This window comes from Bartonella sp. P12B, assembly GCF_055796185.1.
Genome location: NZ_JBTTDI010000004.1, coordinates 51,002 through 69,133, shown reverse-complemented (window position 1 = coordinate 69,133; position 18,132 = coordinate 51,002). Strand labels below are relative to the sequence as shown.

Genomic DNA, 18,132 nt, shown 5'->3' with positions numbered 1-18,132 from the left:
TTCTGTCTAAATCGTTAAAGTTTTGTAAGGTTTAAGGTCACAACAACGTATAATTATCAATAAGATTGAATTGCTAATTTAAACAACCTAAATTTTTTCATACAGTATTTCCTCTAATACAACAGTATTTTTGACTTTTTTCCCTCAAAAACACTCAAAATCATTATTTTTCTGCTTGCAGCATCTTATCCGAAACAAGATGGCACTCACACCAATAGAGAGAATTATAAAAGGAGACAACCATAAAAACCAAGTTGTTTTATTAAATGGTGGCTTTAAGAGAATAAAGTCACCATATCGCTCAACAAGAAAATCAATCACTTCTTGATTAGTAAGACCCACTTTTAATTGTTCCCGAATCAACAACCGTAAATCACGTGCTAAGGGAGCATCTGAATCATCAATTGATTGACTTTGGCAAATTGGACAACGCAAATATGATGAAATCTCACGTGCACGTGACTCAAGAACTGTATCGTTTAAAATTTCATCCGGCTCCACTGCTCTTGCTAACGACAAAGAAAAAAGAGTAACAAAAAAAAGCAAAGTCCAAAATAGACCCTTTTTCATCTCGATACCTTCTCAAAAAATTTAAAGCGGAAGGCTATACGTTGATGCAACCCTCTACGGAGCCAATAACCAAAAAGAGAAAAACATCCGCCCATAGCCATCATCAATGCCCCTAACCAAACACAAATTACATAAGGCTTCCACCATATAGACACAACAAGCCCTTTATTATCCATCCGTCTCGGCACAATATATAGCTGAGATAAGCCATGATTTTGAATACCAACTTCTGTTGTTGACGTGTTTTGACTTGAATAAAAACGTTTTGATGCCGTTATATTGCGCACACCATTTTTATTTTCATATATTGTAAAATGAAATTCTATTATAGAATAATTTGGTCCAGCACCATCGCGGACTTTATCCAAATGAAGTGTTTTACCTGCTATTGTGACCATATCTCCTATCTGCATGGTTAAAATCCGCTCTTGTGAGAAAGTCGCAACACAAACAATGCCAAACAATGTAACACCTAATCCCATATGGGCCATTGCCGCACCAAAAATTGACCATGGTAATCCAATAAATCTCTTAATCCGCACCGAAAACGCTGTCTTTCGGTGTCCGCTTTTTTCCCAAAGATCAACTAAACTACTTAAGAAAACAAAGGCTGCAAGTCCAACTCCTAAAGTAGCAAAAATATCACGCAAAGGTGCTGCATAAAATGTTATAAAACAGATTACACAAACTAATATAAAAACAAGCCACAACCGCTCAACAACTGCAAGGAAATCACCACGTTTCCATGCCATCATTGATCCGAACGGAACAAATAATAACAATAACACCATTAACGGCCCACAAGTAAGATTGAAAAAGGCAGCACCTACAGAAATTTTTTGCCCAGTTAATGCTTCAATTAAGTAAGGGTAGAGTGTTCCTATTAAGACTGTTGCTGTTATTGTTGTAAGTAATAAATTATTTAAGACAATAAAACCTTCACGCGAAATTGGCTGAAATAATTTCCCTGTTTTCAAAACAGGAACGCGTAATGCAAAAAGAAAAAAAGCCCCTCCAGTGAAAAAAGATAAAAGTGCAAGAATTGCTCGTCCCCGTGCTGGATCTACAGCAAAACTATGAACAGACGTTAAAAGACCAGAACGAACAAGAAAAGTTCCCATAAGAGAAAGGGAAAAAGTAAGAAGAGCTAAAAATAAAGTCCAACTCTTTAATGTCTCCCGCTTTTCAAGAACAAGAGCACAATGCAAAAAAGCCGTTCCCGAAAGCCATGGCATAAACGAAACGTTTTCAACTGGATCCCAAAACCAATAACCACCCCATCCTAGCTCATAATAAGCCCAATAAGACCCAACCATAATACCTAAAGTCAAAAAGCACCACGCAAGGAGAATCCAAGGACGAAGTAACCGTGCCCAAAGCCCATCAACATGTCCCATAATCAATGCTGCTATTGCAAAAGAAAAACAAAGTGAAAAACCAACATAGCCTAAATAAAGAAGTGGTGGATGAATTGCTAACGCGATATCTTGTAAAAGAGGATTGAGATCTTTTCCCTGTAATGCCGGTGGATTAACACGTAAAAAGGGGTTGGACATAAAAAGCATAAAAAAAAGAAAAGCGCTAGTAATCCAACTTTGGCATATTAAAATAAGGGCTTTAAGCTGTTCTGGAAAATGTTGGCTAAATAAGGCCATCAATGTGCTAAAAAAAGCGAGACTTAAAACCCATAATAACATAGATCCTTCGTGGTTTCCCCAAACACCAGTGATCTTATACAGCATCGGTTTTTCTGAATGAGAGTTCTCAACAACATTCAAAACAGAAAAATCAGATACGATATAGGCGTGAACAATAATCAAAAAAGATAAAAACAATAATGTAAAAGTAATATATGTTAGGGGAACAGCTGTTTGCATTAACGAGCGCTCCTTCCACAAAAAACCTAAAATAGGAAGGAAAGCCCCTAATAAACTCACTGCAAAAGCTGCAGATAAAAAAATATGACCCAATTCAACAAACACAACCGAATTATTTCTCCAAATTGTGATGTTTTTTCAAACGATCAGCTGTTTCTTTAGACATATAAGTTTCATCATGTTTTGCTAAAATACGCGTACCTACGAAAAAAAACTTTTTATCGAAATATCCTTCTACGATAACCCCCTGACCTTCCCGAAAAAGATCGGGTAAAATACCATTGAAAATCACTTTTTCACGTTTTATGTTATCCGTTACAAAAAAAATAACGCCCATCTCTCCGATATATTCAACCGTCCCCTTTTCAACAAAACCACCTAAACGCAAAGAACGCCCAGTTAAAATATCTTCTCTTGTGATTTCAGATGGTATTCGAAAAAAACTAACTGCATTACGCATTGCATACATAATAAGACTCGATGCAATTGTTATAATCAAACAATATGATAAGGTTAACAGCAATCGCTTTTTTTTCCGCTGCTTTAAAATGTCCCTCAATGAAGGGGCGTTATGGAAGGAGAAGCTACTCATAGACTATCTACAAAATTTCTTTTATAAATGCGGTGTATAAACATTTACTCTTTGCATGCCTTATCTTACAAAGAATCTTGACACATCTCACATACGAGCGCAATGTTTTACCCAATCCCTTTATCACTTTTAAATACTCGCTCTATCTGAATAATCTAAATTGGCTAAAATTGCTTTTCTCAGTATTTTAATCAGATTCATTCCGTAACTGAATGATCATGGCTTCAATACGTGATCGTCCTGTAAAATTCTCAGGCATTGCATTCAAAAAATTTTGTAAAAACCGCACTGCTTGCACAGACCTCCCTGCCTGATGAAGTGCTTCAGCGAGTAATAAACGAGGATAAAAATCATTTGGCGCTAAATCTGCTGCTTTTTGAAAGGCATCTTGTGCTTCTTGCGTAATTATTCCACCCCCATAACCAACCAATGCCAACCCATATCCAACAAGCCTTGGCGCAGATTCTCCGTTCAACCGCAGTGCATCTAAATAAATGTTCACTGCATTCTGAAATTGGCTTTCCTCGAGGTATCCAACTGCTAACGCATCCGCTAACTTGCCATCATGAGGTGCACGAAAAAACAAAACTTGTAGACGAACAAGCTGTTCACGCTTACTAAGCATCTTTGGGTCCTTATCCATTAACATGCTAAAATAATAACTTTTAACTTCTGGATTACCTGTAATACCGTAAATACTCCAGGTGATAAGAAGAACAAAGAAAATACTAAGAACATTAAGAGTATGCCTATTTTTATGATGCATGCAAGTCTTATCAAAATTAACTGAAGACATACGACTTCTATAGCTATCAATGGTATGAACTCTCCACTTTTTTTTTGCTCCACAATTATGGAGCGAAAAAAAAAGAACACTTGCTAGAAGAGTAAGAAAAAATGCTGCCAAAACTAGTAATAGCATATCATTTTGATGCCAATCTGAAAATCAAAAAACTTAGCCAATTTACACTCTTCTCCTACGCAAAAAAATTCTGATGTAAAACGATAGCCTCCCACATTCTCATGGATAGCATCGTAAAGTTTATCATTCATTGTTCGCATAAGTATCAAGAGCATAAAACAAAATTTTATTTCTCCATTTTAATCACAGACAGATATTATCTCTCAAAATTATTAAAGAACACTCTACCCTCTATATTTTTGTAAAAACACTGCTGCATACTTACAAATTGAATATACATTACCTCACGTCAAAAAGAGAAAATAATTTATCTTCTACCTTTACAACTTCATATTTTCCCTAAACTAGGTTATATTTCGGTTTCAGAAGTTATCCAAAAATAAAGAGGTTAATAAAAGCGATATTCTTATAGAGAGATTGTTGATATTGAAGAATAAATAACAGGTGCGGCAGGTGTTTTTTTATGGTTTTAATCCCATCTTAAAAGACAAGAGTGCAAAAAAGAAAGCCGTATCAATTTATATGACGCAGTTTACTGATAGAAGCTTTGATAGAAAATTCAAAATGTTGAATATTATTGTGTACAAAAGGTATCATATTGCAAGCTTTCTATTCTCTTTATAAAAACTTATCCTAAAAAACATAAATGAAGAATAAGAAAGCTCTCTTTCAGATTATCACATTTGAATGAAAAAAAACCTGTTAGCTTTGTGATGCTTTAAACGTATTAAGATATTAAGCTCATGTTTGAGATCTCTAAAATTATGCAATCCACATAACGATTAATCCCTTTCAAATTTCGCTCAAAAAAGAGCAAAAGCCATATCATTCTTTAAATCTATGCAACTACTGTTATCGACAATTTTAAACGATTGCGTTTTAACAATGCGATTTGTTGTGATAAAAACGTATTGTAAAATTTATGAACTGTTATGGATGATAACTGCTTTTTGCCCTATTGCTGCCTTTAGCCCTGTCTCATCGATAATGATGATGTCATCACTGCTGACTTGAGCACTTGCATTGTTGGTGATGACTGCGGTTATGATGCTTCCTGCTGTCAAGTTGTTTTTTTCTGCAAGTACCGTGCTAGCAATAATGCCTCCAATCAGCATTGTTTGCTCTTTTATAGTGATATCAAAACCTCCCGCTCCTGCCTCTGAACTCCTGATTTCTCCAGAACGCTGGTATAATGACAGAAGCATTGAGCCTTTTACAAAGGGCTCAAAAATAAAAGGCAAACCTCCTTAATTTATAGGGTGATTATTAAACATCTTTCTCTATAAAAGTATCAGTGTTTTTTCTCAGTTAACTCTTATTCGTATTCTAATACAATTTGCTTTTTCTTTAAATTATAAAATTTAAGCACATAAAAACAAATAACAAGCCAAATAATCCAACTAACACCTACAATTAAAACCGGCCGCGTATCATCAAAAAACCATAGCAGAATAAAAATAAAAATCATAAACAAAATAGAAAAAATTGGTCCTATGGGCCAAAAGGGTATCGGAAACTTTAAACCACATTGTACTTCTTTAGACATTTTAAGCCGCATAAAAATTTGCGAAAGTAAAATCATCATCCAAACAAAAACCGTTGCAAATGTTGCCATGGCTGCAATAAGAAAAAATAGCCCCTCATGGTAAAAATAATTAAGGACAACACCAAGAAGAAAAACTATGAAGATTAGTAAAATAACAAGAATTGGTATACCGTTTTTTGATAAATATTGAAATTTCTTCAAAGCATAACCTTCTTGCGATAACCCATGTATCATGCGACAAGCACCATACATCCCACTATTCATCGCTGAAATAGCCGCTGTAACAACAACAATGTTCAAAATATTAGCTGCATATGAGATCCCAAGGTTTTCAAAAATTGAAACAAAAGGACTCTTCATAAGACCAATTTTATTCCAAGGATAAAGGGACATTAAAACAGCTAAAGTCATAATATAAAATAGTAAAATACGAACTGGAGTAGAATTAATTGCTTTTGAAATCGTTTGATGAGGACTTTGTACTTCCATCACTGCCATCCCTATGATTTCTATGCCACCAAAAGCAAAGACCACAACGCTGAAACAAGCTAAAAAACCAAACCAACCATTCGGAAAGATACCACCATTTTTCCACAAATTATGGATACTAACAGAAGAAGAATTTACACCGCTATCCCAACCACATAAAATAATTGCTATCCCTAAAACAATCATCGCAATGATCGCAATAATTTTAATAGAAGACAACCAAAACTCTAGTTCACCGTACACTTCTACCGCTGCTAAATTAATCCCTGTAATAATCAGTGTAATACTAAGTGCCCATATCCAAGGTGCAACATTAGGATACCAAAACCCCATATAAGTCGCAAAAGCCGTGATATCAGCTAAACCCACAAGAATCATCTCGAAGACGTATGTCCACCCCGTTAAAAAACCCGCCAATGGTGATATGTAATTTGCTGCATAACGAGCAAAAGAACCAGGTAATGGATTATGAATAATCATCTCACCAAGAGCTCGCATAACCATAAAAATCACTAAACCAGAAACACAATAAGCAATCAAAACACTTGGACCAGCAAGCTTAATCGCTTGTGCAGACCCGTAAAAAAGGCCTGTTCCAATAGCAGAACCAAGAGCTAAAAAAATAACTTGTCGCTTACTCATACCTCTTTTCAGTTCATTTGTTACCATTTCTTTCCTTCTTCAATGAAATGTTGACTAAGACTCACACCAAGAACATCCGCTTTATAACAAATAAAGCTTCATATCTTACTCACGAATATATTGTAAAAAACATTGAACAATGGCTAGTCAAACACTCTATCTTAGACAATGAAAGAATAATTTTATTTTAAATTATTCAGTTTTTTATAGCCTAAAATTTGTATCATTTTATGAAATTACGGAACAAATGAGCACCATTATTATATTTTTTAGCTCCCAATTTTGCAACAACTCTTGCATTTAGACAGTTCATAAGAGGAATTTCTAATCCTTTCTTCAACAGCTTTTATCCCCATACCAATCTCATGTGTGACGTGTAAAGACATGGTTCTGATTATTTTAATACGAACAGATTTGAAATGAAAGAGCCATACGATATTCGCGGATCGCATTCAATAGGCAAAATAATAAATTATATAGAGAGATCAATATGTTGATTTGATTATGATTTTGTTAATTCATTGTCACATTCTTTATTTTGTGCAAAAAAAACATTGTAATTGGTACAATATCAATCTCTATACTTTCGTATCAGCTTATTCAAATAGAAGCTTAAAAATGCGTATTGCTATAGTTGAGAGCGAATACATTAATTATTATGATCTTAAGCAAATTCTCTATCATTATTTTACTCATAACACACAAGAATTATATACAATAATGCATAAAATAACCTTTAATACCTTGAATAATCTTATTAATGATAAAGTGAATCTCGCCAATTTTCAAAGCTTTTAGAAAATGTATCTCCAACCCATTTCTTCAAAACTCTAACAATTTTAAGCATATGATTTGTGAAAAAAAGAACTATTTCAGTAAAAATAATCTTCTTTTGCCCGATAATAGATCTATCCTGTTCTTCAGCATTTTAACCTGAAATACTAGAAACAATTATATTTTTTTCTGAATTATATCTTTCTCTTGGGCAACCCTAACAATGAAAAGTCCCTCTTTAGATCTATCTTTCCAGAGCTTCGCATTAATTTCCATTATTTGTAAAAAACAAAAAATAAATGCTATTAAAATATAGATTTTACTCTTCTTAAACATTTATTTCTCCTTTATTTTTATTAAAAGAAATTATAAAATTTAAATATTCTTAAAAAAGAAAAAATAATAAAATATTAAACTTATTTAGTGATAAATAATATAATATACTTTGCGTAAAGACAAAATATAAATAAAATATATAAACTTTCAATTATATTTTATATAATAAAAATGCAAAACTCATTTTCTATAATATTATCTTTTATAAGACTGTTTTGATAAATAAAATTATCATGAAACATAGCATGAGGAAGACAATTTGGTAAAAGTACCCAAGACATATCAAAAAGTCAATGAACCTATATTTATTTAAAAGCTTGAATGTATTATAGATCTTCTAATTTTTCTGAAATAATCTAAAAATAAAACGTCACTTTTTCTTTATTGATCGCAAATAAATATTATTTTGGTTGTAGTTGAGGAAAAATTGTTTTTGGTAAAACAGAGAATAAGTGCCCTTCACGCACAAGAATGTGCCCCTTATGAAGATCTGGAGCCATATAGCGATCTTCCTCAAGAGGAGCAATCTTTTTGCGTAGATAGTTCATAACGGCTTGCAAGAAAGAGCTTGTTTTTAAAGGTGCACGATATTCAATTCCTTGTGCTGCAATGAGTGTTTCAATACCAATAATCGTAAAAAGATTTTCACTCATCGCCAACAACCGACGAGCACCATGGCAAGCCATTGAAACATGGTCTTCCTGATTTGCTGAAGTTGGTGTTGAATCAACTGAGGCAGGATGCGCCATTTGTTTATTTTCAGACATTAAAGCAGCTGCAGTTACCTCAGCAATCATAAAACCTGAATTAAGGCCCGCATTTTGTGCTAAAAAAGCTGGAAGCCCATAAGAAACTGCTGGATCAACCATAAGAGCGATACGCCTTTGAGAAATAGAGCCTATTTCACATAACGCAAGAGCAATTTGATCAGCAGCAAATGCTACAGGTTCAGCGTGAAAATTTCCCCCCGATACAACCTCGCCATTGCTTAGAATTAATGGATTATCTGTGACTGCATTCGCTTCAATAATGAGTGTTTTTGCTGCTGCTAGAAGAATATCAAAACATGCCCCCATAACCTGTGGTTGACAACGTATACAGTAAGGATCCTGTACACGATTATCATCATGCAAATGCGCAACCCGAATTTCTGAATCCTCTAAAAGCTTTTCTAATGTTTGTGATACAGCAATCTGCCCATAATGGCCCCGTAAAATATGGATATCAGGGTGAAATGGTGCCGTTGATCCCATGATAGCATCCGTTGTCAATGCCCCAGCAAGAAGTCCACCACACAAGGCTCGATAACTCTGGAAAAGACCTGCCAAAGCAAGGGCTGTTGATGTTTGAGTACCATTAATAAGAGCTAGACCTTCTTTTGCTTCTAAAATAATAGGAAACAACCCTGCTTCCTTTAGAGCAGACGCCCCACTCATACGAATATTTTGAAAGAAGGCTTCTCCCTCTCCCATCATAACAGCAGCCATATGAGCAAGTGGTGCAAGATCACCGGATGCACCAACTGACCCCTTTTCAGGAATGACAGGAATGACACCTTTTGTAAGCATGTTTTCTAGTAAATGTACTAACTCTAAACGCACACCGGAAGCACCTCGCCCTAAAGAAAGAAGCTTTAAGGTCATTATCAAACGCACAATATTTTCAGCTAAAGGTTCTCCCACACCACAACAATGTGACAAAATAAGATTTCTTTGTAAAAGAGCTACATCGTTTGCATCAATTTTAATCGAAGCCAATTTGCCAAAACCAGTATTGATGCCATAAACTGGCTTACTTCCAGCAGCAATTTCAGCAATACGCTCTGCTCCCTTCCTGATAACGAAGTGCGTATCATTGTGAAGTTTACTCACTTCACCATTGAAATAAATAGCCTCTAAATCGCTAAGCGTTACCTCACCCGGTTTTAGTATAATCGTCATAACTTACTTTCTTATTTACTTAAATCATAAGACTAGAATTATTGAATTTTCTATCAAACAAAAAAGGGTTAGCACCTCTCTGGAAAGCTTAAAAACTGCCAGATAAATAAATTTTGCTCATTTTTTAACTTATAAATAGCAAGATTAACTATTGCATTTTTAAGTACCATTTTATTAGAAAATCCTTTACACATCCTTTCCTAGGGTTAAGGTAGGATCTGCTTTATTCCCTATTAGAGAGTTCTGTTGTGGATTTTTTGTATCATAGATTCCCCCTCAAGATAATAAAAATAGAAATTAAATAATTAAAAAGATCAATAGGAAATTTATACTATGTTTATGCATAACACAAATATTCCTTAAAATATAAGTTAAAATAAATTACTAATAAAAATAGACCTCTCCATACAATAGAGGTAAATTGTTTAAAAAATTTTGCTTAATCAGCAATAGATATTCAAACTCATATATTCTCTAAATAAACAGTTATAATCATGAAAATATCATATACGGTGTGTATCGGAGCATTGATACCCTTTGCTGTATCCATGTTATTGGAATGCACTATAGAGAGATAATCTAAATGCGCACAATAGATTTTCCCCAAAATATGTACATGAAAATTACAAAAATTTAAAACACCATCCAACTTAAAAAAATAAAAGAATATATAGAATTTAAAAAAATTATAAATTTCATAATATTATTCCTACTGTCATTATTTTAATTTTAATGGATTTATAAAAAATAACAATATGAAGCGTATAACTAATGCTGCTTTACAGATAAATTCCATGAAAGATTCTCTGTAAGAGGATAAGAAAAACGTCTTTCCTTCATTTATAGAAAGGGGTTAGGACATTAAAATATAGGTTTTAAGAGTTTAATCCATTTCTGTAGACCCAAGGTAAAAAAACCTTACATGATAAGTTTTTCCATTGTACATCCCTCTCCTTTAATATTCAAAGCATTCAATGAAAGATTAATAAATAACAAACAACTCGATTGACCTAAAATTTTTTGGTTATTCTCTCCATAACTAACAAGGAGCTTCAATCACCATTTAATAAAAATAGCTTCGTTTTCATGAGATAATCTTGTCATAAAGATGATGCGAAATGCGATTGAAAAGTTTGGTGCACCCGACAGAATTCGAATCTGTGACCTCTGCCTTCGGAGGGCAGCGCTCTATCCAGCTGAGCTACGGGTGCTTAAAACTAATCATTGGTAGCCTTTTAACTGAACATCCTCTCAGCTTCAATGGATAATTATCATTCTTAAAAAAACACCTGCTTATAGTTTATACGGCGATAAAATTTTTTTGCCACATCCTGCTATAATATAGTACCTTAAACAGATTACTTTTCATACATAATCCTTTTTCTTATAAAAACAGTTTTTACATACAGCTTCAAAACTCCTCTCAAATAGGCTAAAAAATAAGTTGTGAATATCAGGATAATTTTTAATGACTACATTACCAAAGCGCTTCCATTTTATCTCTTCTAAAACTGAGGAAGCTATCAAAGCTACTCATAAATTAATTTCTGTTTATGGTCATTCTCCTCTGGAAGAAGCTGACGTTGTTATTGCAATAGGGGGTGATGGAACCATGTTACAAACAGTACGAGATGTTATGAACACTGGAAAACCTATTTACGGCATGAATCAAGGTTCTGTAGGATTTCTTATGAACGAATTCCATGAACAGGAATTGCCCCATCGTATTGCTGTCGCGCATAAAAAGGAAATCCATCCTCTACGTATGATTGCAAAAGACGAATGCCAAGGAACTATTGAAGCACTCGCAATCAATGAAGTCTCACTTTTTCGTCAATCTTATCAAGCAGCAAAAATTCGTATTAGTATTGATGACAATATACGCATGGAACAATTAAGTTGTGATGGTATTCTCGTTGCCACACCAGCAGGATCTACTGCCTATAATTTATCAGCACAAGGACCTATTTTACCCCTCATGGCTCCACTTATGGCACTAACGCCTGTTAGTCCCTTTCGCCCTCGGCGTTGGCATGGAGCACTGCTGCCAAATACGGCAGTCATACGCTTTGATATGCTCGAACCTGAAAAACGCCCCGTAAACGCTGCAGCCGATAATGTTGAAGTTAAATCTGTCCATTCAGTTACTATTTCAACAGCAACAGAAGTAACAGCCTCAATTCTTTTTGACTTTAACCATTCATGGGATGAACGGATTTTATCAGAACAATTTCGCTATTAATTATTGTATTATGCTTGCTATATATATATGATTGTTATAGTTAACTTTTTTTGAAGGTCTCTTAGCCCTTAAGAAAAGTATAAAATACTTAGTCCCACGAATAGTTCGGATAGCGAAACTAAAATCGCAGAGCAATTGATAAAAAAATGATACCACCTTTAAACAGTTTTGATGATTTAGGTCTTTCCGAAAAAGTTATCAAAGCAGTAAAATCCGCAGGATATACAGTTCCAACACCTATTCAGAGTGGAACAATCCCCCATGTACTTCAAAGAAAGGACGTTTTAGGAATCGCTCAGACAGGTACGGGAAAAACAGCTTCTTTCGTTTTGCCCATGCTCACACTCCTTGAAAAAGGTCGTGCAAGAGCACGAATGCCTCGTACTCTCATATTAGAACCAACACGAGAACTTGCAGCCCAAGTTGAAGAAAATTTCGATAAATACGGAATAAATCATCGTTTAAATGTTGCACTTTTAATTGGCGGTGTTTCTTTTGAAAACCAAGACCGTAAACTTGAACGAGGAGCTGATGTTCTTATCGCAACACCAGGACGTCTGCTTGATCATTTTGAACGCGGTAAATTACTGATGATGGGTGTTGAAATTCTTGTTATTGATGAAGCTGATCGCATGTTAGATATGGGGTTTATTCCTGATATTGAACGTATCTGTAAACTAACTCCTTTTACGCGTCAAACTTTGTTCTTTTCCGCAACAATGGCACCAGAAATTACCAAACTAACAAAGCAATTTCTACATTCTCCTATCTCTGTTGAGGTTACAAAAGCATCCTCAACAGCGACCACAATTACACAACGACTCGTCAAATCTGGGAATAAATCATGGGATAAAAGAGCAGTTTTGCGAGAGCTTATTCACAATGAGAGCGATGCACTTAGAAATGCTATTATTTTTTGTAATCGGAAGAAAGACATTTCTGAATTGTTTAGATCACTCGTCAAACATAATTTTAGTGTAGGCGCACTCCATGGCGATATGGATCAATATTCACGTACAAATACACTTAATGATTTCAAAAATAATAAACTCAAACTTCTTGTTGCTTCTGATGTTGCTGCTCGTGGACTCGATATCCCAGCGGTAAGTCATGTTTTCAACTATGACGTTCCCACACATGCTGAAGACTACATTCATCGAATTGGTCGTACAGGACGTGCAAATCGTAGCGGAAAAGCTTTCACGATTGTCACAAAAGCTGACCAAAAATATATCAGTGCTATTGAAGAAATGAGCAATGAAAAAATTGAATGGCTTAATGGAGACCTCTCTACCTTAATACCCAATGATCAAGAAGACGACATTGTTTTAAAGAAAAGGTCTCCAAAATTAGCGAAGAAATCTACTCCCAAAGAGCATACTGTTCAAACAAAAAAGTCCTCAAAAGACGATAAACTAGATTGTCTCCAAACCGCAAATAACAAAGCAAAACCACCTGAACAACATCGCCTTCGAAAAAACAAAGAGTCCTCTTTGCTTGGATTTGGTGATGATATCCCCGCATTTATGCTCATAAAAACCCGTAATTAAACTGGAAGTTCACTCTCTTGAGGGCACAGAAAACAAATAAAATACTCTGAAAAGGCTGTTATTCCCCTTGAATCGCGAGCCTTTCTATTATCTTCTCACGTCCCAAGAGCGGTAAAAACTTTCCCATTTCAGGTCCATGATCCATTCCTGTAAGAGCCTGACGTAATGGCATAAACAAAGCTTTCCCGCTACGTCCTGTTTTTTCTTTTAATACGCTTGTCCAAACTTTCCAACTTTCATCATTCAAAACACCTTTAGGCAAAAAGTCGAGTGCCCGATGAACAAATGCGCGATCTTCAAGAGCCACCATATCAAAGCTCTGTTTATCATGAATTATTTTCCACCACAAAACAGCATCATTGACTTTATCAATATTGCCTCTTATCGCGTTCCAAAAGCACTCAGCCTTTTCTCCATCAATCAAAAGACTTTGAAGCCGCGTTTTAACCTTCTCATAGGTTAATGCATGAACAAGATGGCTATTCAAAGTAAAAAGATCAGCAATATCAAATTTAGCAACGGATCTAGATGTATCTTTAAGATTGAAATGCTCTAAAAGCGCTGCTTGATTAGGATAGGGATGCACATTTTGCGATGTCCCAATTAAAACAGCAAGGCATTGCACAGCGATGGATTCAAATCCTTCTTCTCTTAGAAAACGAATAGAAAGATCATTATTCCGTTTTGAAAGCCCTTTTCCTAAAACTGTAGCCAATAAATTAATATGACCAAAAACTGGTAATTCAGCACTGAGAGCTTTAAAAAGAGCGATCTGAGCGCCTGTATTTGTAATGTGATCATCTCCACGAATAATATGGGTCACAGCCATATCTATATCATCAACGACGGAGGGTAATGTATAAAGATAGCTTCCATCTTCACGAATTAAAACAGGATCTGAAAGAGAAGCCAAATCAATAGTCTGCTTTCCTTTTACTGCATCATTCCAGCTAATTTCCGTTCGCTTTGTTTGTAAAGGATTATCTTCAAAATTAGGGAGAAGAAAACGCCAGTGCGGTTTACGACCTTGCAATTCAAATGCTTCTTTCTCCTCTGGTGTCAATTTCAATGCAGCACGATCATAAACAGGGGGTAATTTGCGCGAAAGCTGGATTTTACGGCGCCGGTCTAACTCTTCTGCTGTCTCATAACAGGGATAAAGAAGACCCCGTTGTTTGAGAGTTTCTGCAACTTCATCATATCGACTAAACCGTTTAGATTGGTAATAAATCTCATCTGGTTGAATACCAAGCCACTCAAGATCAACGGCAATAGCATCAACATATTCCTGTTGAGAGCGTTCAACATCTGTATCATCATAGCGCAAAATAAATGCCCCATTATGCGCTTGCGCATAAAGCCAGTTGAACAAAGCCGTACGAATATTACCAATGTGAATATAACCTGTTGGAGAAGGCGCAAAACGGACTTTTATCATAAAACAATACTCAATTTGTATCGCGAAAACGATTGACAATAGGATAACGACGATCACGACCGAAATTCTTGTGACTGATTTTTACACCGGGAGCCGATTGTCGTCTTTTGTATTCTGCACCATAAAGAAGCTGTTCAATTTTTTCAACTGTTTCCCGTAAATACCCTCGTTTTACAATATCACAAACACTCATGTCCTTTTCTACAAGAGATTGCAAGATATCATCCAAAACAGGATATGGAGGAAGAGAATCTTCGTCTTTTTGGTTTTCCCGAAGTTCTGCAGAAGGTGCTTTTTCTATAATATTGAGTGGAATGACAACTCCTTCTGGTCCCTTCAAGTTTTGCAAGTGGTTTTTATTGCGCCATTGTGCTAATGCATAAACCTGCATTTTATAAATATCTTTAAGAGGATTAAACCCTCCATTCATATCACCATAAAGTGTTGCATATCCCACAGCCATTTCTGACTTATTGCCTGTTGTTACCACCATGGAGCCAAATTTATTGGAAAGCGCCATCAAGAGAGTGCCGCGCATACGACTCTGAAGATTTTCCTCTGTCACATCAGGCGGCAACCCTGCAAAAACAGGCGCCATCGTGTTCAAAAAAGCTTCAACAGGTTGCATAATCGGTACTATTTCATAATGACATCCTAAAAGATCTGCACACTCCTTAGCATCTTTTAATGATTCTTGCGAAGTATAATGATAGGGCATCATTACGGTACGGACCCTGTCAGCGCCAAGAGCATCTACTGCCATTGCCGTACAAAGAGCTGAATCAATTCCTCCCGAAAGACCAAGAATAACATCCTTAAAACGGTTTTTATTGACATAATCTCCTAAACCCAAAACACAGGCTTGATAATCAGCAGATACCCCATTGAGAAGATTTTCATTTGGACCAAAAATACATTGCCATTCTGTCGTTGTTCGTTGCCAATGACTTAAAGCAATATGGCTTTCAAAATGCTTCATTTGAAAAACCATTTTACCTTGTCCATTTAACGCAAAAGATCCTCCATCAAAAACAAGTTCATCTTGACCACCAACTTGATTAGCGTAAATAACAGGCAAGCTAGATTGGAGAGCTTGCACACGAACAACTTCTATACGTTTTAGTGTTTTATTACGAGAATAGGGAGATCCATTAAGGACAAGGATGATCTCAGCTCCTTTATGACCAAGCTCTGCACAAAGGAAGGGATCATTCCAAATATCCTCACAAATCACTATTCCTAGTCTTATCCCGTGATAAATAATTGGCTCAGGGCGTGGACCGGAAGAAAATAGGCGTTTTTCATCAAATTCAGCATAATTAGGTAAATCAAACTTGTAGCTTTCAGCAATCACCTGCCCTTTATCAAGAAGCATGACACCATTGTAAATGTTATTATTCCGTCTGAGAGGAAGACCAATTATAATTCCTGGACCCCCTACTGTTATTTTTGCTAATTTCTCAACAGCATCTTCACATGTTTTTATAAAAGCAGTTTTAAGAACAAGATCTTCTGGCGGATAAGCACTTATAAAAAGCTCAGTGAATAAAACAAGATCTGCTCCCTCTTTCTTAGCCTTTTGATGCGCCATGACAGCAAGAGCAAAATTTCCTTCAATATCACCAACGACAGGATTTAATTGGGCAATTGCTACCCGAAAATCATTTTTCATAAGCCTTTATATCATTTCATCAGTTTGGTAAGCATAACTTTGCTTTCATTATCGAAAATATTCCTTTTCCAAAAACATTCTCTCTCATAAACAGCTAGCATAAAAAGACTATGCAACTTTTTGCCTAACCATTTGCTGCAAGAGCGAATGAATCAGTACGACGGTTTTTTTTTAAAAGCTCAGCAACAAGAAAAGCCAATTCCAATGCTTGATCTGCATTTAAGCGTGGATCACATTGCGTATGATAGCGATCAGACAAATTTTCTACAGAAATAGCATGTGCTCCACCCGTACATTCTGTAACATCACGACCAGTCATTTCTATATGAATTCCCCCTGGATAAGTGCCTTCCCCACAATGCACAGAAAAAAACTTTTCCACTTCTTTTAAAACATAATCAAAGGGACGTGTTTTATAGCCATTTACGGTAACCGTATTGCCATGCATTGGATCACATGACCATATAACCTTGCGCTGCTCACGCTCAACGGCATGAATCAATTTAGGGAGATAACTCTCAATTTTATCATAACCAAAACGCGTAATGAGCGTCAATCGCCCCGGTTCATTTTCAGGATTTAGAATATCAATCAACCTCAAAAGTGCATCAGGCTCAAGAGAAGGACCACACTTCAATCCTATAGGATTTTTAATACCGCGGCAATATTCAACGTGTGCGTAATCAATCTGGCGTGTACGATCACCAATCCACAACATATGGCCAGATGTTGCATACCAATCTCCAGAAGTCGAATCAATTCGCGTCAAAGCTTCTTCATAGCCAAGCAAAAGTGCTTCATGGCTGGTATAAAAAGATGTTTCACGTAATGAAGAATTCGTTTTAGATGTAATTCCTATGGAACGCATAAAATCAATTGCTTCCGAAATGCGCTCTGCCAACAACTCATAACGTGCACCCTGTGGACTATTAGAAACAAAACTTAACATCCACGCATGAACATTTTCTAAATCAGCATATCCCCCTTGTGAAAAAGCACGCAATAGATTCAGTGTTGCTGCAGATTGGCGATAAGCCATAGACATTCGTTGTGGATCAGGAACACGAGAATCTGCTCCAAATTCGATGCCATTAATAATATCCCCCCGATAAGAAGGAAGTTCAACTCCTCCTTTGCTTTCCGTATCAGAAGAGCGTGGTTTTGCAAATTGTCCAGCAATACGACCTATTTTAACAACGGGTTTAGAACTGCCAAAAGTCAAAACAATTGCCATTTGTAAAAATACACGAAAAAAATCACGGATATTATCAGCTTCATGTTCTGCAAAACTTTCTGCACAATCTCCACCCTGTAATAAAAACGCTTGACCTTGTGCAACAGCTGCTAATTCATTTTTTAAATCACGCGCTTCACCCGCAAAAACCAAAGGAGGATAGCTGCGTAGCTTTCGTTCAACTTCTACTAACACAGATTGATCCGGATAATTCGGTACTTGTTTAATTGGCCTTGCTCGCCAAGAGTTAGGTGCCCATTCTTTCATCATTATACTCTCTCTAGAGCTTAAACTCACTGCTTGTCGTC

At 35.9% G+C, this 18,132-nt stretch carries 12 protein-coding genes and 1 tRNA gene; 2 read left to right on the top strand and 11 right to left on the bottom strand.

Annotated features, from left to right (window positions below; translation table 11 throughout):
• Nucleotides 1–144: 144 nt before the first annotated feature.
• From AC0QT1_RS04060 to AC0QT1_RS04025, 8 genes are all read right to left on the bottom strand, one after another.
• The gene (locus AC0QT1_RS04060) at nucleotides 145–570 is read right to left on the bottom strand and encodes a cytochrome c-type biogenesis protein (RefSeq protein ID WP_473201697.1); all 426 of its coding nucleotides are present in this window, start codon (nucleotides 568–570) and stop codon (nucleotides 145–147) included.
• Complete coding sequence (locus AC0QT1_RS04055) at nucleotides 567–2,552, bottom strand: heme lyase CcmF/NrfE family subunit (protein WP_473201696.1); 1,986 nt, start codon at nucleotides 2,550–2,552, stop codon at nucleotides 567–569. The genes AC0QT1_RS04060 and AC0QT1_RS04055 overlap by 4 nt, the downstream gene beginning before the upstream one ends.
• Before the next feature lie 7 nt (nucleotides 2,553–2,559).
• Nucleotides 2,560–3,039 carry a cytochrome c maturation protein CcmE gene (gene ccmE, locus AC0QT1_RS04050; protein ID WP_473200853.1) on the bottom strand — a complete coding sequence of 160 codons (480 nt, stop codon included), beginning with the start codon at nucleotides 3,037–3,039 and terminating at the stop codon, nucleotides 2,560–2,562.
• 187 nt (nucleotides 3,040–3,226) lie between these two features.
• On the bottom strand, nucleotides 3,227–3,961 hold the full coding sequence (locus tag AC0QT1_RS04045; protein ID WP_473200960.1) for a tetratricopeptide repeat protein: 735 nt from the start codon (nucleotides 3,959–3,961) through the stop codon (nucleotides 3,227–3,229).
• A 920-nt stretch (nucleotides 3,962–4,881) separates the two neighbouring features.
• Nucleotides 4,882–5,202, bottom strand: coding sequence for a hypothetical protein (locus AC0QT1_RS04040; RefSeq protein WP_473201695.1), 321 nt, complete (start codon nucleotides 5,200–5,202; stop codon nucleotides 4,882–4,884).
• A 74-nt stretch (nucleotides 5,203–5,276) separates the two neighbouring features.
• Complete coding sequence (locus AC0QT1_RS04035; protein WP_473200958.1) at nucleotides 5,277–6,665, bottom strand: amino acid permease; 1,389 nt, start codon at nucleotides 6,663–6,665, stop codon at nucleotides 5,277–5,279.
• A gap of 1,484 nt (nucleotides 6,666–8,149) precedes the next feature.
• Nucleotides 8,150–9,688 (bottom strand): histidine ammonia-lyase, encoded by a 1,539-nt coding sequence (gene hutH, locus AC0QT1_RS04030; protein ID WP_473200957.1) that lies wholly within the window; start codon nucleotides 9,686–9,688, stop codon nucleotides 8,150–8,152.
• 1,134 nt (nucleotides 9,689–10,822) lie between these two features.
• A tRNA-Arg gene (locus AC0QT1_RS04025) sits at nucleotides 10,823–10,899 on the bottom strand.
• Nucleotides 10,900–11,156: 257 nt separating this feature from the next.
• Between AC0QT1_RS04025 and AC0QT1_RS04020 the strand changes: the two genes are divergently transcribed.
• Nucleotides 11,157–11,930: an NAD kinase gene (locus AC0QT1_RS04020; RefSeq protein ID WP_473200956.1), complete on the top strand. Its 774-nt coding sequence runs from the start codon at nucleotides 11,157–11,159 to the stop codon at nucleotides 11,928–11,930.
• A gap of 146 nt (nucleotides 11,931–12,076) precedes the next feature.
• Nucleotides 12,077–13,480: a DEAD/DEAH box helicase gene (locus tag AC0QT1_RS04015; protein WP_473201694.1), complete on the top strand. Its 1,404-nt coding sequence runs from the start codon at nucleotides 12,077–12,079 to the stop codon at nucleotides 13,478–13,480.
• Between the two features lie 58 nt (nucleotides 13,481–13,538).
• Here the strand turns inward: AC0QT1_RS04015 and gltX are convergent, their stop codons facing one another.
• The 3 genes from gltX to AC0QT1_RS04000 all read right to left on the bottom strand — a co-directional run bounded on the left by gltX (nucleotide 13,539) and on the right by AC0QT1_RS04000 (nucleotide 18,094).
• Nucleotides 13,539–14,918, bottom strand: a complete 1,380-nt coding sequence (gene gltX, locus AC0QT1_RS04010; RefSeq protein WP_473200954.1) for a glutamate--tRNA ligase — start codon at nucleotides 14,916–14,918, stop codon at nucleotides 13,539–13,541.
• A gap of 10 nt (nucleotides 14,919–14,928) precedes the next feature.
• Nucleotides 14,929–16,590, bottom strand: a complete 1,662-nt coding sequence (locus AC0QT1_RS04005) for an NAD+ synthase (protein ID WP_473200953.1) — start codon at nucleotides 16,588–16,590, stop codon at nucleotides 14,929–14,931.
• Between the two features lie 124 nt (nucleotides 16,591–16,714).
• The gene (locus AC0QT1_RS04000; RefSeq protein ID WP_473201693.1) at nucleotides 16,715–18,094 is read right to left on the bottom strand and encodes a class II 3-deoxy-7-phosphoheptulonate synthase; all 1,380 of its coding nucleotides are present in this window, start codon (nucleotides 18,092–18,094) and stop codon (nucleotides 16,715–16,717) included.
• Between the last annotated feature and the right edge of the window lie 38 nt (nucleotides 18,095–18,132).